Source organism: Mesocryomonas fontinalis (assembly GCF_055730125.2).
On record NZ_JBUZWG020000004.1, the window covers coordinates 237,883 to 256,841 of the forward strand.

20 protein-coding genes are annotated in these 18,959 nt (G+C 69.2%); 9 read left to right on the forward strand and 11 right to left on the reverse strand.

Annotated elements, in window-relative coordinates; all coding sequences use genetic code 11:
* The first annotated feature begins 271 nt into the window (after positions 1 to 271).
* Complete coding sequence (locus ACZL02_RS11995; RefSeq protein WP_472939830.1) at positions 272 to 1,357, forward strand: alpha/beta hydrolase; 1,086 nt, start codon at positions 272 to 274, stop codon at positions 1,355 to 1,357.
* A gap of 140 nt (positions 1,358 to 1,497) precedes the next feature.
* On the opposite strand, the gene ACZL02_RS12000 is transcribed toward ACZL02_RS11995, so the two are convergent.
* The 5 genes from ACZL02_RS12000 to ACZL02_RS12020 form a co-directional block, all read right to left on the reverse strand.
* Positions 1,498 to 2,310, reverse strand: a complete 813-nt coding sequence (locus tag ACZL02_RS12000) for a formylmethanofuran dehydrogenase subunit C (protein ID WP_472939831.1) — start codon at positions 2,308 to 2,310, stop codon at positions 1,498 to 1,500.
* On the reverse strand, positions 2,307 to 3,215 hold the full coding sequence (gene fhcD / locus ACZL02_RS12005; RefSeq protein ID WP_472939832.1) for a formylmethanofuran--tetrahydromethanopterin N-formyltransferase: 909 nt from the start codon (positions 3,213 to 3,215) through the stop codon (positions 2,307 to 2,309). Before fhcD ends, ACZL02_RS12000 begins: the two co-directional genes overlap by 4 nt.
* Entirely contained in the window at positions 3,203 to 4,855 is a 1,653-nt protein-coding gene (locus ACZL02_RS12010; protein WP_472939833.1) for a formylmethanofuran dehydrogenase subunit A, read from the reverse strand. Before ACZL02_RS12010 ends, fhcD begins: the two co-directional genes overlap by 13 nt.
* Before the next feature lie 2 nt (positions 4,856 to 4,857).
* Positions 4,858 to 6,012: a hypothetical protein gene (locus ACZL02_RS12015; protein WP_472939834.1), complete on the reverse strand. Its 1,155-nt coding sequence runs from the start codon at positions 6,010 to 6,012 to the stop codon at positions 4,858 to 4,860.
* Between the two features lie 177 nt (positions 6,013 to 6,189).
* Entirely contained in the window at positions 6,190 to 6,561 is a 372-nt protein-coding gene (locus ACZL02_RS12020) for a 4a-hydroxytetrahydrobiopterin dehydratase (protein WP_472939835.1), read from the reverse strand.
* A gap of 77 nt (positions 6,562 to 6,638) precedes the next feature.
* Here ACZL02_RS12020 and ACZL02_RS12025 point away from each other — a divergent pair, with 77 nt between their 5' ends.
* From ACZL02_RS12025 to fae, 7 genes are all read left to right on the forward strand, one after another.
* Entirely contained in the window at positions 6,639 to 7,598 is a 960-nt protein-coding gene (locus ACZL02_RS12025; protein WP_472939836.1) for a beta-ribofuranosylaminobenzene 5'-phosphate synthase family protein, read from the forward strand.
* Between the two features lie 57 nt (positions 7,599 to 7,655).
* Positions 7,656 to 8,558 (forward strand): NAD(P)-dependent methylenetetrahydromethanopterin dehydrogenase, encoded by a 903-nt coding sequence (locus tag ACZL02_RS12030; protein WP_472939837.1) that lies wholly within the window; start codon positions 7,656 to 7,658, stop codon positions 8,556 to 8,558.
* The gene (locus ACZL02_RS12035; RefSeq protein WP_472939838.1) at positions 8,558 to 9,697 is read left to right on the forward strand and encodes an ATP-grasp domain-containing protein; all 1,140 of its coding nucleotides are present in this window, start codon (positions 8,558 to 8,560) and stop codon (positions 9,695 to 9,697) included. Before ACZL02_RS12030 ends, ACZL02_RS12035 begins: the two co-directional genes overlap by 1 nt.
* A complete protein-coding gene (gene mch, locus ACZL02_RS12040) occupies positions 9,694 to 10,680 on the forward strand; it encodes a methenyltetrahydromethanopterin cyclohydrolase (protein ID WP_472939839.1) in 987 nt (328 codons plus the stop codon). Before ACZL02_RS12035 ends, mch begins: the two co-directional genes overlap by 4 nt.
* On the forward strand, positions 10,677 to 11,645 hold the full coding sequence (locus tag ACZL02_RS12045) for an ATP-grasp domain-containing protein (protein ID WP_472939840.1): 969 nt from the start codon (positions 10,677 to 10,679) through the stop codon (positions 11,643 to 11,645). Before mch ends, ACZL02_RS12045 begins: the two co-directional genes overlap by 4 nt.
* The gene (locus ACZL02_RS12050; protein WP_472939841.1) at positions 11,645 to 12,541 is read left to right on the forward strand and encodes a triphosphoribosyl-dephospho-CoA synthase; all 897 of its coding nucleotides are present in this window, start codon (positions 11,645 to 11,647) and stop codon (positions 12,539 to 12,541) included. Before ACZL02_RS12045 ends, ACZL02_RS12050 begins: the two co-directional genes overlap by 1 nt.
* A gap of 237 nt (positions 12,542 to 12,778) precedes the next feature.
* The gene (fae, locus tag ACZL02_RS12055; RefSeq protein WP_472939842.1) at positions 12,779 to 13,288 is read left to right on the forward strand and encodes a formaldehyde-activating enzyme; all 510 of its coding nucleotides are present in this window, start codon (positions 12,779 to 12,781) and stop codon (positions 13,286 to 13,288) included.
* Positions 13,289 to 13,404: 116 nt separating this feature from the next.
* On the opposite strand, the gene ACZL02_RS12060 is transcribed toward fae, so the two are convergent.
* Entirely contained in the window at positions 13,405 to 14,133 is a 729-nt protein-coding gene (locus ACZL02_RS12060) for a HisA/HisF-related TIM barrel protein (RefSeq protein WP_472939843.1), read from the reverse strand.
* Positions 14,134 to 14,320: 187 nt separating this feature from the next.
* On the opposite strand from ACZL02_RS12060, the gene ACZL02_RS12065 reads away from it, so the two are divergent.
* Complete coding sequence (locus ACZL02_RS12065; RefSeq protein WP_472939844.1) at positions 14,321 to 15,346, forward strand: hydantoinase/oxoprolinase family protein; 1,026 nt, start codon at positions 14,321 to 14,323, stop codon at positions 15,344 to 15,346.
* Between the two features lie 10 nt (positions 15,347 to 15,356).
* Here ACZL02_RS12065 and ACZL02_RS12070 read toward each other — a convergent pair whose 3' ends face one another.
* From ACZL02_RS12070 to ACZL02_RS12090, 5 genes are read right to left on the reverse strand one after another with little or no spacing between them, the layout of a single operon-like run.
* A complete protein-coding gene (locus ACZL02_RS12070; RefSeq protein WP_472939845.1) occupies positions 15,357 to 15,722 on the reverse strand; it encodes a helix-turn-helix domain-containing protein in 366 nt (121 codons plus the stop codon).
* A gap of 19 nt (positions 15,723 to 15,741) precedes the next feature.
* Positions 15,742 to 16,104, reverse strand: a complete 363-nt coding sequence (locus tag ACZL02_RS12075) for a hypothetical protein (protein WP_472939846.1) — start codon at positions 16,102 to 16,104, stop codon at positions 15,742 to 15,744.
* A gap of 40 nt (positions 16,105 to 16,144) precedes the next feature.
* Positions 16,145 to 16,717, reverse strand: coding sequence for a DUF447 domain-containing protein (locus ACZL02_RS12080; RefSeq protein ID WP_472939847.1), 573 nt, complete (start codon positions 16,715 to 16,717; stop codon positions 16,145 to 16,147).
* Between the two features lie 50 nt (positions 16,718 to 16,767).
* Positions 16,768 to 18,279 (reverse strand): DUF6513 domain-containing protein, encoded by a 1,512-nt coding sequence (locus tag ACZL02_RS12085; protein ID WP_472939848.1) that lies wholly within the window; start codon positions 18,277 to 18,279, stop codon positions 16,768 to 16,770.
* 24 nt (positions 18,280 to 18,303) lie between these two features.
* Positions 18,304 to 18,942, reverse strand: coding sequence for an amino acid kinase family protein (locus ACZL02_RS12090; protein ID WP_472935974.1), 639 nt, complete (start codon positions 18,940 to 18,942; stop codon positions 18,304 to 18,306).
* Between the last annotated feature and the right edge of the window lie 17 nt (positions 18,943 to 18,959).

Sequence of the window (18,959 nt, forward strand, 5' to 3'; positions counted from 1 at the left end):
GGTGGAGGAAGACACGCGCGCGCACCAGATCTCTCAAGATTTCGCGAGCGCCAGCAAAGCCGTGGCCTGCGAGCCACCGTGACGTTCGAATTCGCCACCATCATCCCGTACGCCAAGGCACGCCCGAGACGTCCTCTGGTTCCGTTCACCCAACTCTGAAGCGCCGAAACACCGTTCAGAATCAATCACGTTTCTGTTCGCTCAGTGACTTGGAACGCATTCGGGAGATGCACGGTTCTCCATCCGACATCGGCATTACGAAGGATACCTTATGAAGACCGCAACCCGTCTGGCGCTGGCGCTCGCTTCGGCAACGCTCCTCTCGACCGCCGCTTTGGCGCAGACCGCCGCCCCGGCGACCGCCCCTGCCAGTGACATGGCCAAGCCGGCGATGGCGCAGCCGACGGCCGAGATGAAGTCCGTGCTCGATAAGCTGAAGGAACTCGGCGCCAAGCCGATCGGCACGCAGTCCGTCGAGGCGACCCGCAAAGGTCCGACACCTGCGGACGCGGCGATGGCCGTGATGAAGGAAAAAGGCATCGAGCCTGATGCCGCCTTCAAGGCGGTGAAGACCAAGGACATGATGATCCCCAGCGCCGCCGGCGAGATCCCGGTCCGCGTCTATACGCCGGAAGGCAGCGGCCCGTTCCCGGTCGTCGTCTACTTCCACGGCGGCGGCTGGGTGATCGCCGACATCGACACCTATGATGCCTCCGCCCGCGGCATCGCGGCCAACGCCAAGGCGATCGTCGTCTCGGCCGATTACCGTCATGCCCCGGAGCACAAGTTCCCGGCGGCGCACGAGGACGCGATCGCCGCCTACAAGTGGACGATCGAGAATTCCCGCAGCTTCAACGGCGATGCGAAGAAGGTCGCACTGGTCGGCGAGAGCGCCGGCGGCAATCTGGCGGCCAACGTCGCCATCGCGGCCCGCGACCAGAAGCTCGCCATGCCGCTCGCGGAAGTGCTGGTCTACCCCGTCGCCGGCAAGGACATGACGACCCCGTCCTATGTCGAAAACGCCGACGCGATGCCGCTATCGAAGCAGGCGATGGAGTGGTTCGTCTCCAACGTCTTCGAGAGCAAGGACCAGGCGTCCGACCCGAGGCTGGATCTCGTCAACCGCACGGATCTTTCCGGCCTGCCGCCGACCACGATCATCAACGCCGAGATCGATCCGCTGCGGTCGGAAGGCGAAATGCTCGCCGAGAAGCTGAAGGCGGCCGGCGTCGCCACCGAGCAGAAGACCTATGACGGCGTCACGCACGAGTTCTTCGGCATGGCGGCGATCGTGCCGCAGGCGAAGGAAGCGACAGACATGGCCGTCAAGGCGCTGACCAAGGCCTTTGGCAGCTAGCGGAAGCTCGTCTTGCGGCGTCTCCCAGAGAGCCGCTAGCTCATTTTGAAACCGCCGGCATCGAAAGGTGCCGGCGGTTTTTCTATGATCCGCCCTGACGCGTCCGCGAACCATGCGACACAGCGGAGGCCGGATACTGATTAGTCCAGCGGCAGGAACAGCTCTCCAAGGCTCGAGACCGCGGTATCCCCGGAAAATCGCCGCATCGGACTGCCGTCGAAGAGGGGATGGGCGAACGGTTCGGCCGCAAAAGTCCGTGCCATCAGGCGGAGGATCAGGAGGTCGGCGGGCCCATTGTCGAGAAAGGTCGGCCCGGTCGCCTCCGCGCCGCCCGCCAGAACGATCGTGCCCCGCTTCATCAGCATGCCAGCACCGCGCGCCGCCCGTCCGCCGATGACGATCGTTCCGGCGATCATACGGGCGCCCACATTCGGTCCGGCAGATCCGCCGACCCGCACGACGCCGCGGCGCATCCGGTTGCCGGCCCGCGCACCGACGGCACCCAGCACGTTCACCGTCCCGCCCCGGAGGCCTGCCATCTCGCCCGCCAGCGGACCGCCGAGGTCGTCGCCGGCATCGCCCGTCACCGTCAGCGTGCCGCCCGTCATGCCCGAGCCCGCAAACGGGCCGGCCGAGCCGCGGATTTCCAGCGTGCCGCCCGACATCGCCCGCCCGGCGCGCTGGCCGACATCGCCCTCGACGAGGATCGTCCCGCCCGCTTGGCTCTCGCCGACCCGGTCGAACCTTTCGGAGCCGCCGACGATGCGGATGTCGGCGGGATCGTCGCCGGTGACCGCGAAGACGTCGCCGACGGCAAGGCCTCGACGGGTCGTGCCGATCGGCAGCGCCGCGATCGCCGCGGTGCCAAGCCCCGCGAGGCGGGCGGCGGTCAGGGCGGACAGGTCGAGCCGCTGGTCCGGCGCGTGCCGCAGCGTGAAGGTCAGGCCGCTCATGGTGCGAGATCCCGCAGGTGGTAGTGGTGGGGGCCGAGCTGGCCGCCGTAATTGCCGGCGCTGACCCGCAGCGCGCCCTTGTCGGGGCCGAGGTCGACCACCGCCTTCAGGCCGACGCGCATCGCCTCGGCCACCACCTCGGACGTCACCCCGTCGATGACGATCTCCAGCACCGACCCGATCTCCGGGTCGAGGGCCGAGTTGGTGACGCCCTTCAGCGTCGGGCAGAAGGCATCGTTGGTGGAGGCCATCATGCCCTTGTACTTGCCGCCGATCTTCGAGCCCGAACGCACCACGCCGCCGGGAAACGGCATGATCGCGCCGTCCACCGCGTGGATCGCGTCGACCGCCGCCTCGGCAGCGCGGAGCGCATGCGCGGCATCGGATGCGAGGAACAGGAGGTTGCCGCCGCCGACCGCCTTGCCGGTCAGCCCCGTCTGCGCTTCACAGAGGAACTCTCCCTCCATCACCGGCATCCGCCAGAAATGCTGGTCGCCGAACTTCTTCGAGACCTGCCAGCCGTCGGAGAAATAGCGGATGGCATTGCCGAGATCGATGCGCGTTTCGCCCTCCAGCCCGGCATAGCAGGCCGAGGACGGGCTGGTCAGGATGCACTGGCCGAGCCGCGTCGCCAGCATCTTGGCGAGCCCCACCGGCTCCATCCCGAAGATCAGCAGCCGCACGCCGGGCCGCCCGTCCGGCGTCTCGTCCGGCGACAGCATCCGGTCGATGCCCGCCTCGCAGCCGCAGGCGATGACGGAGGTGGCAAAGCCGGTCATCGACTGCGCCGCGGCCATCACCCAGCGCTCGTTGACGGCGGTGACGATGACCCCCGTGCCGCTCATCGGGAAGGCCTCGGCGAAGGTATCGTCGATGGTGACGCCGTTGCGGATCAGCGCTGCCATGGGACCACCTTGAATGGATCGCCGAGCCCGAGGGCATGTTTGGGCACCTCGAACCAGCGCATCGGGATGCCGTATGTCTCGTCGTAATAGGCCTCGAGCCGCCGCCGCATGGCGGGGTCGGCCTTGGTGCCGAGCGACAGGGTCTTGCCCATCCGCCGCGCCACCACGTCGCCGTCCTTCACCACCAGGTCGCCGTCCTTGAACAGGTAGGCCGCCTTTCCGAACATCGCCGCCTTGTCCGGGCTGGCGCGGTAGACCGCGACGTCGGCGATGCCGCCCGGCCCGAGATGGCCCCGGTCGGCAAGGCCGAGCAGCTTGGCGGGCGCGGCACGGGTCATGATGGCGATCTCGGCGAGGGTATATTCGCGCGCGAGTTCCGGCAGCTTGGTCATCCGCATCGCGGCTTTCGGCATCGCCTCGATCCAGCGGGCGCGAACCTCCCGGTCCATCAGCAAGGCGAAGATCTCGGGATAGGCGGTGAAGGGCGCGCCGTTCGGATGGTCGGTGGTGAAGAAGACCCGCCAGGGGTCCTCGATCAAGAGGAACAGCTCCAGCCCGATCGCCCATTGCAGGGCGTTGAAGTAGTTGGCTTGCCGGTAGTCGATCGGCACGACGCCGCCGCCGTTCGCCTCGGCATCCTGGATCACGCTCTTCTTCGGGCTCGCGCCGGCCCGCCCGCCGAACTGGCGCATGGCGTCGGACGAGACGGTGACGGTCTGGCCGAACATCACCTGGCCGATGTCGACGGTGACCTCCGGCGTCGCGTTGACGACCGCGGCCAGCCGCTCGCTCTCCGACGAGAAGGCGCGCTTGCCGTCGGCGCCATAGCCGTAGAACTGGATGTGCGCGAGGTGCAGCGGCAGCCCTTCCGCCGCGTCCATGGTCTGAGCTGCGGCATCGGCGCTGCTGCCGGGAATGCCGAGATTGTTGCAGTGGACATGCAGCGGGTGGGCAATGCCGAGCCGCGTCACCGCGCCTTGCAGCGTCTTGACGATCTGCCGCGAGGTGACGCCGTACTCCGGCACGGTGTCGTCGAAGGAGAAGCCGCGAACATTGTCCTTGAACGCCGCCGACCCGCCGGCATTGATGGTCTTCACCCCGAGCGCCCGCGCCGCCGAGACCGACCAGGCGACGTAGTCCTCGATGGCGGCCTCGCTCTCGCCGGCGCGCATCAGCGACAGCAGGAAGTCGTCATTGCCGAGGATGACCAGCGTCGCCTTGTCGATGATCGGGATGTCGGCGAGCTCGAGATGGGCGTGCAGCGCCGCCGAGGGCGCCATCGCCGGCTCGACCACCGTGGTGAACCCCATCCCGGCATAGAGGGTGCCGGTCTCCTCCGTGGTCCAGCCGACCTTGGTCAGCGCCGTCGCATCGGGCCGCGCCTTGAACGCCTTGTGGAACTCCGGCAGCAGCAGCCGCGCGGTGTTCACGTGGCCGCCGGCGATGTGCGAGTGGATGTCGATGGCGCCGGCCATCACCACCATGCCGGTGCAGTCGATCGTTCTGTCGGGGGTCCTGTCGGGCGTCTGCGCCTCGCCCGGCGCGGCGACGATCAGGCCGTCCTCGAAGAAGAGGTCGCCGATGCCGTCGCGGCCGTTGACGGGATCGACGACATGGCCGCCGGAAAGTTTCGTCAGCATCGTCAGGCCTTTCGCTCGGAACCGCCGAGGCCGGCTTCGAGGGCAGCGGCGAGCGCGTCGAGGATGGCGGCAGCCGTCGGCAGATGGCCCGGCGCGGCGCCCTCCTCCTCGTCTGCATCCACCGGCACGAAGCTCGCGATTTCGTCGGCATAGACGAGGCTCCCCGCCCCGATCTCGGCGACGGCAAAGCCGACCTCGGGCCGCAAGGCCGAGGCGGCCGTCGGCGTGCCGAGCACGATCAGCGGCACGTCGCCTTTCGGCTCGGCGCCCGAGAAGGCGGCAAGCGAGGAGATGTCGACGACGAGGTCGACCTCGCCCGCGGCGATCAGCCGGCCGGCGGAATAGGCGAAGGCATCGTGCTCGGCGTCGCCGCGGGCGAAGCTCACCCGCAGCGGATAGCCGGTCACCGCGGTGGCGATCTGCGCCGCCCCCCAGGCCTGTCCGGGACCGGCCAGCGGGATCGAGGAGGCGCGGGTGGTGAGGTTAAGGTCGGCGACGAGGCCGGCGAGCATCTCGACGCCGAGCGCGTCCAGGCCCTCCGCGGACCAGAGGACGCAGGCAAAGCCCGCCCCTTTCAGCCAGGCGGCGATCTCGGCGGCCTTGTCGCGGTCGATCGGCCCGTCGCCGAAACGCCGTCCGGCGAGCGCCGCGCGGATCATCGCCGCGGCATCGGCGAGATCGCCGATGTCGCAGGCGACAGCCTCGACCGGAATGCGGCCGGACGCGATCTGCGGATCGGCCGGCCCGCCGAGCCAGACGATTCGCCGTTCACCACCGCCCTCGCCGTCTCGTCCGAGATCGCGGGTGCCATCGAAGAGAAAGCCGAGAAGGTCCGGAGAAAGGGTCGCGGCATCGCCGCCGACGATGAGGAAACGATCTGCACGCCGGCGCATTTCGGCGGGCACGGCGAGGAACATGCCGCTGCCGCGCAGCACCTCGATATTGCGGTAGAGCGCGTCCGAGGCGCCGTGGTCGATCACGCCGCCCGAAAGCTTCGCCAGCCGCAATGCCGCCTTCACACCGGCGACGTCCGTCGACAGCCCGGTGAACAGCGGCATCCGGCTGCGACCGATCAGCTGCGCTGCCGCCGCGATCGCTCCGTCCTGTGCGGCTCCGGCCCCTTCGATCCAGGCAACAGGCGCTGTCGCCCCGTCCAACCCGTCCCGCGGCGCTCTCGGCCCGTCAGTCCCTACATTGCCCAAAAGACATCGCTTCCTGGCGCCCGGGGGCCAGTTAAAGCCAAGGACACCCAAGCGCCAAGCCCCGGCGCACAAAAATTGTCGCGGCAGGTCGTAAGCGCCGTCACAGAATCAGCCGCGATCTCAGCCGCCGCCTCAGTCTTCGTAGCGGATATAGGCGAAGCGCGGGTCGTCCGGCGGCCCGGTCAGCGCCCCGTCTTCCCGGCCCGGCTGCCAGCCGATGACCGCCTCGATCTTCCGTGCCAACTCGAAATCGAGGTCGGTAATCCCCTTGGCCTCATGGTGGGAGAGCCGCACTTCGACCGCGGCGTAGGAGACGAGGAGATCGGGATGGTGGAACGCCGCCTCCGCCAGATGGCCGATGGCGTTGACGACCAGCAGGCTGGCCTTCCAGCCATGAGTCCTGAAGGTCCGCCGGATCGAGCCGTCCTCCAGCCGCCAGCGCGGCAGGTCGCGCCGGAGGATTTCGTTGACCGCGTCATCGCAATAGGTGACCTCGTTCGTCATCGCCTCGGTTTCTCCCCTTGCCGGCCTTCGCCAAAGAAGAATAATAGTTGAGCGGGCATCAGAAGACAGGACATATCGTGACAACGGACGTCGTCAGCGTCGCAGCGCCCGCGCGCCTGCATCTGGGGTTCCTGGACATGCAGGGCGGCCTCGGCCGCCGGTTCGGCGGCATCGGCATGGCCGTGTCGGAACCATCGACCCGCCTCACCCTCCGCCGCGCCGAAGCGACGGTGGTCGAGGGGCCGGAGAAATCGCGCGCCCGCTGGCACATCGAGGCGATGCGCGCCCATCTCGGCATCAGCCACCATCACCACCACCTTGCGATTTCCAGCGTCATTCCCGCGCATGCCGGCCTCGGCTCGGGCACGCAGCTGGCGCTCGCGGTGGCCGGGGCCTTGCGCCGGCTCAACGGCATGCCGCTCGATCCGGAGGGCGATGCCGCCTTCCTCGGCCGCGGCAGCCGGTCCGGCGTCGGCGCGGGCTTCTTCAACGATGGCGGGTTTCTCGTCGACGGCGGCAAGGGCGCGCTGAACCTGCCGCCGCCGGTCATCGCGCGGCTGCGGTTTCCCGAGGCCTGGCGGGTGATCCTAGTGATCGATCCGGCCCGCAACGGCCTCGAGGGCAGCGAGGAGATCGACGCCTTCGCCGCCTTGCCGGCCTTCCCCGAAACCACCGCGGCGCAGATCTGCCGCCTCGTGCTGATGCAGTTGCTGCCGGCCCTCGTCGAAACCGACCTCGCCAATTTCGGTGCGGCGCTGAGCGAAATCCAGCGCCATGTCGGCGAGCATTTCGCGGCCGCGCAAGGTGGCCTGTTCAGCAGCCCGCGCGTCGCCAGCGCCATGGCGCAGCTGAAGGCCATGGGCGCGACCGGCATCGGCCAGAGCTCATGGGGACCCACCGGCTTCGCCTTCGCCGCCAGCCTCGAGGAGGCCCGCGCCATGGTCGCCAAGGTGCGCGGCGCCGGCGAGAGCCTCGACATCCGCGTCGTCGAGGGGCGCAACAGCGGCGCCACCATCACGACATCAGCGGCCGCCTGAACGCTGCCGCCCGAACAAGAATGCCGGGCAAACCGGCGAAAAAATCCTGGAGGAAACATGGCCCAGAAAAACATCCTGCACATGCTGACGCCGCACAAGCATGTCAGCCCGTTCGACGTGAACATGGCGGCCGACGCCGGCTACGACGTCATCGTGCCCTATGAGAACGTGACCCTGGACGAGGTGGCCGACCTCGTTCAGGACGCGATCTTCTCCCGGCCGCCGCATTTCGGCGTCTCGACCGGCATCTTCTTCGGCGGCGACGACGCCGTGCTGGCGCTCGACATGATCGATGCCGCCAAGGCCGCGTTGGTGCCGCCGTTCGGCACCAACATCTTCGCCGATCCCGCCGGCTCCTTCACCACCGCCGCCGCGATGGTCGCCTGCACTGAGAAGGTTGTGCGCGAGAAGCATGGCCGCGAACTCGCCGGCACCCGCATCGCCGTGTTCGGCGCCACCGGCGTCGTCGGCTACTGCTCGGCCGTCATCGCCGCGCTCGAGGGCGCCGAGGTGACCCTTGTCGGCCACAGCGGCGTCGCGCGGGTGCAGGCCCGGGCGGACGAGATGAAGGCGCGCTTCGGCGTCGACGTCGCCGCGGTCAACGGCGCGACGGACGCCGAGAAGGCCGCGGTGCTGGAGGGCGCCGAGATCGTGCTCGCCGCCGCCAAGGCCGGCGTGCGCGTCCTCACCGCGGAAAACCTCAAGGCCGCCCCCAAGCTGCTGGCCGCCGCCGACGTCAACGCCGTGCCGCCGTCCGGCATCGAGGGCGTCGACGTCTTCGACATGGGCAAGCCCATCGCCGGATCCTCGATCCTCGGCGTCGGCGCGCTGGCCATCGGCAACGTCAAGTACCAGACCGAATCCGGCCTGTTCCGGCGGATGATCGAGGCCGACCAGGTACTGGCGCTCGATTTCCGCGACGCGTTCACCCTCGCCCGCACGCTCGTCCCCGAGCTCTGATGGCGGCACCCTTCCTGCTCATCGCCACCTTCTCCGGCCGCTCGCTCGCCGCCAGCGCGCGCGCGGCCGGCTATACGCCGCTCGTCGCCGACCTCTTCGCCGACAACGACCTGCGCGATCTCGTCGCCGATTTCCGCACCGTCGAGGGCGATTTCGTCGATGGCTTCGATGGCGACGATCTGCTGGCAGCGCTGGGTGCGCTGGCGGCCGGGCGCGATCCCGTCGGCGTCGTCTGCGGTCCGGGCTTCGAGGACCGGCCCGAGCTGATCGACGCCATCGCCGCGCGCTGGCCGCTGCTCGGCAATACCGGCGACACCGTCCGGACCCTCAAGGACCCGCTCGGCTTCGCCGGGCTGTGCAGCCGAAACGGCATTCGCCATCCTGAAACCCAGCGCGAGCGTCCGGAAGCCGAGGCGGACGGCGGCACGCACTGGCTGAGCAAGCGGGCGGGCGCGGCCGGAGGACTGCACATCGGCACGCTGGCAACCCGCGACCCGGCCCCCGACCGCTACTACCAGCGCTTCGTCGCCGGCGACCGGCGCTCGGCGCTCTTCGTCGCAGCCGGCGGACGGGCCGAGATCCTCGGGCTTTCCGAACAATGGCCGAGCCCAAGCCCGACGGAGCCGTTCCGCTATGGCGGCGCCTGCGGCCCGGTTCGGCTGCGCGAAGGCCTGGAGGACGGCATCGGCCGCGCCATCGCGGCGATCGCCGCGGCGATTCCGGCGCTGGCCGGCATCTGCAGCGCCGACTTCATCCTCGACGGAAGCGACGCGCCGGTCCTCCTCGAGATCAACCCGCGCCCCGGCGCCTCGATGGACGTGTTCGAGCGGCCGGGTGCGCCGCTCCTGACGATCCACCTCGATGCCTGCGCCGGCCGGCTGCCGGGCCCCGGGGGTACGCCGCCGGCGACGCCTATCCGCGCCGCGGGCTTTGCCTACAGCGAGGCCGAGATGCTGACGATCGGCAGTGTCGCCTGGCCGGACTTCGTGTCGGACCGGCCGATGCCCGGAACCGTCATCCGCTACGGCGAGCCGATCTGCACGCTGAAGGCGGACGGTGAGACACCGGACGCCGCCATGGCCCTTCTGGCCAGCCGGCTCGCCGCCATCAAGAATTCGATCGAGGGAATGCCGCAATGACCCATCCGCAGATGCCCGCGCGCGGCCCGCGCACCCCCTCGGTCGGCCGCGGCGCCGAGCGGCTCGTCGCCGAGCTCATCGACCGCGCGGACTCGCTCGGCGTGGCGGTCTCCACCGGCAGTGCCGGCGAAACGCTGGTCGATGCCGGCGCCGTGGCGTTCGGCAGCCTGGAGGCCGGCCGGCTGCTGACCGAGATCTGCCTCGGCGGGCTCGGCCGCGCCAGCCTCGTTGCCGACGCCAGCCTTCCGCGCTATCCCTTCGCGCTGACGGTCGAGACCTGGGATCCCGTGCTCGCTTGCCTCGGCAGCCAGTATGCCGGCTGGCAGCTGACCTCGGAGGTCGGCAACTACTTCTCGATGGGCTCGGGCCCCGCCCGGGCGCTGGCCGGCAAAGAGACGCTGTTTGCCGACATCGCCTATGCCGATGCGAACGAGCGGGCGATCCTGGTGCTGGAGACCGGCAGCCCGCCGCCGGAGGAACTCGTCCGCCGCATCGCCGATGACTGCAAGGTCGCGCCGGACCGGCTGACCATCCTTTATGCGCCGACGCAGAGCCTTGCCGGCACCGTCCAGATCATCGGCCGCGTCGTCGAGGTCGCCCTGCACAAGGTGCACACGCTGGCCTTCGACCTGTCGCGCATCAAGTCGGGCATCGGCACGGTGCCGCTGCCGCCGCCGCACCCCGACTTCATCACCGCCATGGGCCGCACCAACGACGCGGTGATCTATGGCGGCCGCGTGCTCCTCCACGTCACCGGCCCGGCTTCCGAGGCGAAGGCGCTGGCCGAGGCGCTGCCGAGCAGCAACTCCGCCGACTACGGCACGCCCTTCGCCAAGATCTTCCAGCAGTACGACGGCGACTTCTACAAGATCGACCCGAGCCTGTTCAGCCCGGCCGAGGTCGCCGTGGTCGCGCTCGAGACCGGCGAGACTTTCCGCGCCGGCGGGGTTCATCCGGCGTTGCTCGACGCCTCCTTCTCGTGAGCGCTGCCGAAGCCCTCGCGCCGTGGCCCGGCGCTACAAGGCCCGCGCCGCGCATCGCCCTCGTCACCGCCGATCTCGACCGCCATGCCCGCGACATGCTGGCCGCCTTCACGGCAGCCGGCGCGGAAGTGGCGGCGATCGAGCTCGCCGACATCGCCTACGACACCGAGGCCCGGCACGGGCTGGTGATGCCGCACTTCGGCGAGGACCTGCCGGATGCCGTCTGCGTGCGCACGCTCGATGCCGGCAGCTTCGAGCAGGTGACCCGCCGCCTCGGCGTCCTGCACGCGCTCGGCCGGCTCGGCGTCCTCGTGTCCAACGATGCAGCCTCGATCGAGCGCTGCGTCGACAAGTCGATGACGAGTTTTCTCCTCGCCCGTGCCGGCCTGCCGAGCCCGCGCAGCTGGACCGTCGAAAGCCTCCAGGAAGCCGCGCGCATCTGTGACGGCGAGGACGGCGCGCTGGTGCTGAAGCCGCTGTTCGGCGCGCAAGGCAAGGGCTTGCGCCTGCTGCACACGGCGGACGACCTGCCGTCCGAGGCGGAGATCGCCGGCGTCTACTATCTCCAGCGCTTCGCCGGGCACGGTGGCAACGGCCTCTTCACCGACTACCGCATCCTCGTCTCGAACGGCCGCGTCGCCGCCGGCATGATGCGCCAGGCCGGGCAGTGGATCACCAACATCAAGCAAGGCGCCGCGGCCTTGCCGATGCCGGCCGATCCGGAGCTGGAGGCATTGGCGATCGCCGCGACCGAGGCGGTCGGCGGCGACTTCTGCGGCGTCGATCTGTTGCGCGACTCGGCCGGCGCGGCGCAGGTGATCGAGGTCAACTCGATGCCGGCCTGGACAGGCCTTCAAAAGGCGAGCGGCATCGACATTCCCGCGCGGCGCGTCGCCGACCTCCTGGAACGGCTAGCCGGCCGGGACGCCGGCCATTGCCCGGCGAGCCTTGCCCGGGCCCCCTGATGCTCTCGTCCGAGACCATCGCCGACGCCTATCTCCTGGCCTGCCGGGCCGAACTCGACGCGCTGAAGCCCGGCAACGTCCACCGCTTCGCCGGCGGCCACGGCATGGATGTCGGCGTGTTCGAGCGGAGCGCCGTCGTCTCCGCCCCGGCGATCGCCGCGGCCGGCACGCCCGCCGGAGCGCGCGTTCTCGCCGCCGTCGAGGCGACATGGGCCGCCGTCGGCATGAACACCAATCTCGGCATCCTGCTCCTCGCCGCCCCCCTCGCTGCCGCGACTGAACGGGTGAGCGCCGAACGTGGGGCGGGATCCGCCCGCGGCAACGGGACCGACCGGCTGCGGGCGGCGGTTGGCGGCGTCCTCGGCGATCTCACCCCGGACGATGCGGCCAACGCCTTTCGCGCCATCGCCCGCGCCTCCCCCGGCGGGCTCGGCACCGACGGGGCGCATGACGTCCGCGCCGCGCCGCGCATCGGCCTCGTCGAGGCGATGCGCATAGCCGCGCCGCGCGATCTCGTCGCCCGGCAGTATGCGGAAGGCTTTGCCGGCATCTTCGACATCGGCTTGCCGGCGCTGGCGACCGCACGGCAGGCCGGCGAGACCGGGATGTGGCCGGCGATCGCCTGCTTCCTCGCCTTCGCGGAGAAGTTTCCCGACAGCCATGTCGGCCGGAAGTTCGGCTCGCCGACGGCCGAGGCGCTGCAGGCGGAGATGGGCGAGCTCCGACGGAGCCTTACCGCCTTGCCCGATCGCGCCGCCCGCGAGGCGGCGCTGCTCGGTGCCGATACCCGGCTGAAACAGCGCGGCCTCAATCCAGGCACTTCCGCGGATCTGACCGTTGCCAGCCTTTTCACCGAAGAACTCGTCAGACGCCTTGAAGAATGCGGCCCTGAATGATTGACTGTCGAATGCCGGGGGCCATGTCCCCCTGGTAGCTATCTGGCCAACCGGTCCCGCAGGGGACGCCGCGAACAAGGATAGCCGTGTGCCGGACTTTGAGGTCCGGCGTTCGGGAGGGAGCCAGAGATCAATGCCGCTCGATGCGGCGGCATAACTTTGTCCCGAAATACGGAACTTGTGACCCCGGCCCAGCAGGGCGCCGGAGGCTTTTTTGTCAATTTTGGAGGAAACACCATGGCAGTCATCAACAAGGTAATGGTCGGCGAATCGCTGGTCGGCGAGGGCAACGAGGTTGCGCACATCGACCTGATCATCGGCCCCCGGGGCAGCGCCGCGGAAACCGCGTTCTGCAACTCGCTGACCAACAACAAGGACGGCTTCACCTCGCTCCTCGCGGTGGTCGCCCCGAACCTGCCGTGCAAGCCGAACACCCTGATGTTCAACAAGGTCACGATCAAGGATGCCCGCCAGGCGGTGCAGATGTTCGGACCGGCCCAGACCGCGGTCGCCCGTGCCGTCGCCGACAGCGTCGAGGACGGCACCATCCCGGCCGACGAAGCCGATGACCTGTTCATCTGCGTCGGCGTGTTCATCCACTGGGAAGCCGCGGACGACGCCAAGATCCGCGAATACAACTACCAGGCCACCAAGGAGTCGATCGAGCGCGCCATCAAGGGCACGCCGACCGCCAAGGAAGTCGTCGCCAAGAAGGGCTCGGCGTCACATCCGTTCGCCGGCGCCTAGACAAGAGACCATCCCGGAGAAGATCAACAGCCTGCAATGAAAGCCGGCCTTCTCCGGCGATTGGCCGCCATCTTCGGTTTCCAGTGATACGAGAAAAGGGGCTTCGGCCCCTTTTTTTATGCGCCCGACGGCGCCCGGCCTTCGCTGGGCGTCGCCAGCGCTGCCAGCGTCGCTCTGTCGAGACGGCCATCGTGCAGCGCCGAGGCGACAAGCGCGCCGTCGATCCCGGCCGCCGCCAGCAGCGACAGATCCGCCGCGCCGCGAACGCCGCCTGCAGCAAATATCGCCCGCCCTCCGGCGCGCGCCCGTATCTCGCGCAGACGGCCAAAATCCGGCCCCGCGCCGCTGCCGACCTTGGCGAGCGTCATGGCGATCACTTGGGCAGGCCAGAACCGCGCCTCCCGTTCCAGATCGGACGGCCCGATGAAATTCTCGCCGCGGTAGTCGAGCGACAGCACCACGCGCGGCTCCCCCACGAGCTCGGCGACCACGCCGGCGCTCTCGACGCTCTCGCTGCCGAGCACCACCGTCACCTGCGGGTTCTCGAGGAGGCGACGCGCTGATGCCGCGTCGCGCACGCCGGCATCGAGCCAGAAGTCGGCCCACGGAAACGCCGCGCAGAGCGCCGATACCGCTTGCTGGTTGGGTTCCCGCCCCTCGATGGCGTCGAGATCGGCGAGATAGAACGCCTCGAACGCGCCGAGGCGAGACAACCCGCGCGCCACGGCCAGCGGGTCGGCCGAGGCGGCAAGCGGCGTCGTGATCGGGCGGTAGGCGGCGCGATCGCCCATCACCCCGCGCACGACGAGCCCTCCCATCAGGTCGAGCACCGGGATGATCCGCATCTCTCTCGTCTCCTGCAGCGTCCTGCGTGCCGTCGCTCGCCCGAGAGCGGCTCTCATTCTCGAAGCTTGCGCAACCACCCGACGAACGATCCGAATGTTAGGGCAGATGCGCGCGGTCGCCACCGACCGGTTGGTTTCCCGCAGGAGCCGCTTTATACCAGACCGCGGATATTTCGAGGGGCAGGACATGAAGACGCTGGGTTGGGATGTCGGTGGCGCGCATCTGAAGGCTGCCTTGGCCGAGAAAGGCGAGATCGTCGCCGTCTACCAGGAGCCGACGCCGATCTGGAAGGGCCTGCACCATCTCGAGGAATCGCTGACGTCGATCCTCGCCCGTATCGGCCCGGTCGACCGCCACGCGGTGACCATGACCGGCGAGCTCTCCGACATCTTCGCCGACCGCGACGAGGGCGTGCGCGCGATCACCGGCATTCTCACCGAGAGCCTCGGTGCCGACCTATCCCTTTATGCCGGCAGCGCCGGCCTCGTCCCGGCCTTCCGGCTGGGCGAGCACGCGGCGGCGATCGCCTCGGCCAACTGGCATGCGAGCGCCGCGCTCACCGCCGAGAGGATCGACGAGGCCTTCTTCCTCGACATGGGCTCGACCACCACCGACCTCGTGCCGGTCCGGGGCGGCGTCGTTTTGGCAAAGGGCCATACCGATGCCGAGCGGCTGCTGACCGGCGAGCTCGTCTACCAGGGCTATACCCGCACGGCGCTGATGGCGGTCGCCAGCAATGTGCCGTTCCGGGGACGGTCGACGCCGATCATGGCCGAGTTCTTCGCGGGCATGGCCGACGTCCAGCGATTGCTCGGCAGCCTCGACGAGGCAGACGACCAGCATCCCGCCGCTGACGGCAAGGAGAAGACCGCCGAGGCCTCGCGCGCCCGCCTCGCGCGGATGATCGGCCGCGATGCCGCGGAAGCCACGCCCGACGCCTTCGAGCACCTTGCCCGCGCCTTCGCCGAGGCGCAGATCCGGCGCATCCACGATGCGGCGCTGCTGGTGCTGTCGCGCGGCGAACTGTCCGACGACGCTCCGGTCGTCGTCGCCGGCGCCGGTCGCTCTGTGCTGAAGCGCCTCGCCGCCCGGCTCGACCGCGGCGTCGTCGACTTCGCCGACCTCCTCGACTGCCGCTCGGACCTGCGCGACGCCACCTGCCGCGCCGCCCCCGCCGCCGCGCTGGCGCTGCTGGCGGAAAAGGCGGGGTGATGGCGGGGCATCAGCTCGCCTCTTCCTCCTGCGCGAGGCTGATCTCCGCCGGAAACCGCGCGATCGCCCGCAGATAGCTCTCGGCCGCCCTGTCCGGCGACCGGCGACCATACTCCCAGTTGCGGAGGGCATCGACATCGAGGCCGAACCGCAAGGCGAATTGCTCCTGCGTCAGACCAAGGCTTTGACGAACCGCTCGGGCATCGACCGGAGCGCTTGCAACGGCGCGCGCGGCAATACCCTGCGCGGAGAGTTCCGCGGCCACGACAGCGATATCGTCGAGCAAGGGAACTTCGACCACGTGCCGACCGGTTTCCACGACGGCCTCGATCGCGCGCTTGGCCCGTAGAAGGGTCAGCCCCCGGCGAACCAGCACCAAGGTCGCCGCGATCGTCTCAATCCCCTCGATGCCGGCGCATGGCCGCAGTGCCAGGACGGCGGGCGAACCGTCTCGCACCAGGTCGACGGCCTGGATTGGCCCCAGACGTGGGAACCGCTCCCTCAACGACGATCTCGTCATAGTCCATGGCCTCCATCGCGAAGTCAGCCAGCAGCCGAAGCTTGCGGAGGCCGAGGTTTAACCTTGGAATCGCCGCCGCCTGGATGTGGAAGCGATGCAGCAGCAAGGATCGCCCAACTTCCTCGGCTTCCGCCATTATCCAGAGACGTCCATCGGGCGTATCCACCGCCACCGTGAGAACCGGATGATCGCTGATGTCGTCGACGATGGTGAAGGCGATGTCGCTGCGGTTCCACATATAAACCCATACGCCATTGAACCACAAGAATTGCAGAAAGCTAACCCGCCTCCGCCGTCGCCAGATGCGCGATGATCTTCTCCATCAGCCAGTACCAGGCCTGCCGTTCGCGATCGCCGGCGGTCTTCTCGATGGCGATGTTGAGGTAGGCCATCTCGGCCTCGATTTTGTCGCGCGGCAGCATGTGCAGGCGGCTGACGAGGATCGCGGCTTCGAGAACCGCGGCCTTGGCGCGGTTCATGCCCTGGAACGGCGCGTGCTGACCGGCGGCGGTCACCGTGCAATGAAAGCGCGGACGCTCGTCGCTGCCGTCGACCCGCTGCACCGTCAAGACATCGTGCGCCAAGGCGGCCTCCAGCCGCGGCACCAGACAGCCTTCCACCGCTACCAGCGGCCAGTCCTTGCGGCCGGTCAGGCAACCGGCGAAGACCAGCGCGTCGTCGGTGTAGTTCGCCACCGCCATGCCGTTGGCCTCGAGATTGGCGAGGGTCTGCGACGGCCGGAAAGGCGCGATGATCCAGCCGGCGCCGTCCTCGATGATGCCGAGCGGGGCGATGTGGACCGTGCCGTCGGCACCGACGGTGGTGATGATGGTCTCGCGGATGTACGGCATCGGTCCTCCCGGAACTTTTTCTGCGCTGGCGGCTTCTGCAGCTCTCGCGGTCAGTCGTTCTCGCGGGCTTCGGCCGGAATTTCCAGCCGCGCGCCGCCTGGCTCCCCTGCCTCCCCCGTCTCCTGCGCCCCGGCATCCCCGGCCTCCCCCACCGGCCGCGCCCCGGCCTCGCCGGTCTTCGGCTTCAGCGTGTGGCCGGCGGCCTCGAGCCGGGTGCGATCGCCGTCCGGTCGCGGCGCAGCGACGCCGAAGTCGAGCGCCACGTCCTGCGCGTAGCGCTTGCCGATCCGCCAGGCGATCTCCGCCTTCTGCAGCTCCGCGCCAAGGTAGAAGGCGTGCGCCGCATCGTCCTCGACGCCGAGTTTCGGGTAGAACTCGAAGGCATCGGTTTCGACGTGGTGGACGTCGCGGTTGTAGACGTGGATGCCGTCCACCGCCGTCTCGATCCGGAAATTGCGGTCGCGCACCTCGGCGCCTTGCGCGAACAACTCGTCCGGCGTCGAGGCGAAGGGTTTTGTGTCGTGCACCTGCAGCAGGCGGTTGGAATAGCCGCGCGGCAAGGCGCTGTCGGCGCGGGCGGCGTACATCATCCGCCTGGCCGCGTCGTGCTCCTCGATCGTGCGCCGCGTGTGCGGGCTGACATGCACGACGAGGAGGTTGCGGATGTAGAGCTCGGAGGCGACGCCGAGCAGCATGGCCGTCACGCCCGAGGTATCGGCATCCGTCAGCTCGGTGAGGTTGCCGGTCCCCATCAGCATCTCGATCTCGGGATGGCGCTCGCGCAGCTGGTGGTAGCGCACCAGCGAGGCCGAGAAGCCGTAGTGGATAGGATCCAGAATGGGGTCGGCGACGAAAGCGATGCCCATTTCCCGCGCGCGCGCGATCGCGCGGTCGAGCGAAGCCATGTCGTGCGGCACCGCGGGCACCAGAATCGGCACGGCGTCGCCCAGCCCGGCGATGTCCAGCGTCTCCTCGTTGAGGCTGAGGAGATAGTCGGCGCCGGCCTTCGTCGCCCGCGTCAGCTCCTCGCGGCTGGCGGAATCGACGCTGACGCGCAGGCCGTGCCGCTTCAGCTCGGCGATGGTTTCCTCGAGATGCGGAAACGGCGTGTCCGGCAGGCAGCCGAGGTCGATCACGTCGGCGCCCGCCGCCTGCATCCCCACCGCCCGCGCCGCGATCTCGCCCGCGGTCAGCGCGGAGGCGTCGACGATTTCGGCGAAGATCCGCATGTCCTGACGCGACAGATCCGGCGGCGCGCCCTTGCGGCCGAGGAAGGCCGGGAGATCGACGAGTTCGTCCGGGCCCCGGTCGAAACGCACCTCGAAATGCCGCGACAGCGCGTCGAGATCGGCGCGGCAGCGCCCGGGCACGATCACCCGGTCGGCGATGACGGGCTTCTTCAGCCGGCGCAGGATGATCTCGCCGGTCATCAGCGCCGCCACCTTGACGCCGATGTCGTGGATCGCCCACTCGAAGTCGGTCTGGCCGAGGTCGCCCAGCAGCTTTTCCAGCCGCGGCAAGGCCAGATGGCCGGTCAGAAACAGAAGCTTTTCGGCCGGCATGATCTCGCTGTCGCTTCCTGACGTCTACTGCGCGGCATCCAGGAGATGCGGCCGCCCCGGCACTTCATGGCCGGGAACGAGGCCTTCGGCAAGCCGAATGCCGGCGAGCGGCAGATCTTCGGGCCCGGCGACATAGACCACGGTCCCCGGCTGCAGCATGGACATGAAGCTGTCGTCGACGATCTGCGCGCCTTGCATCGCCTCGAGCGAGGAATGCTGCGGCACGTCGATCTGCTTGACCAGCAGGAGTTTCGACTGCGGCAGCCGGCCCGCGAGCCAGGCCGACAGGCTGTCGGAGGTCACCGACCAGTCGCGGATGATCTCGGGCACGCCGAGCACTGTCCGAGCCGGCATCCACACCGGGATGCGCCCGTCGGCCAGCAGCTGGTCGATCTCCTCGCGCGAATACGCCGGCACCATGCGGGTGCCGAGGCTGACGAGGGCGAGGCCGAACTGCTCCATGGCGAGGATCGCCATGTGGTGCGCGGCATCGTCGTCATAGCCCATCTTCGGCTGGTAGCGGCGGATGGTGTTGGCGAAAGGGCCACCGCCGGGCACGATGATGACCGGCCCGGTGGCCTTCTCGATCGCCTCGATCCAGCGCAGGAAATCCGGGGATGCGGCGGAACTGCCGCCGAGCTTGACGACGAGAATGCTGTCCATGTCGGCTTCGCCGCAGC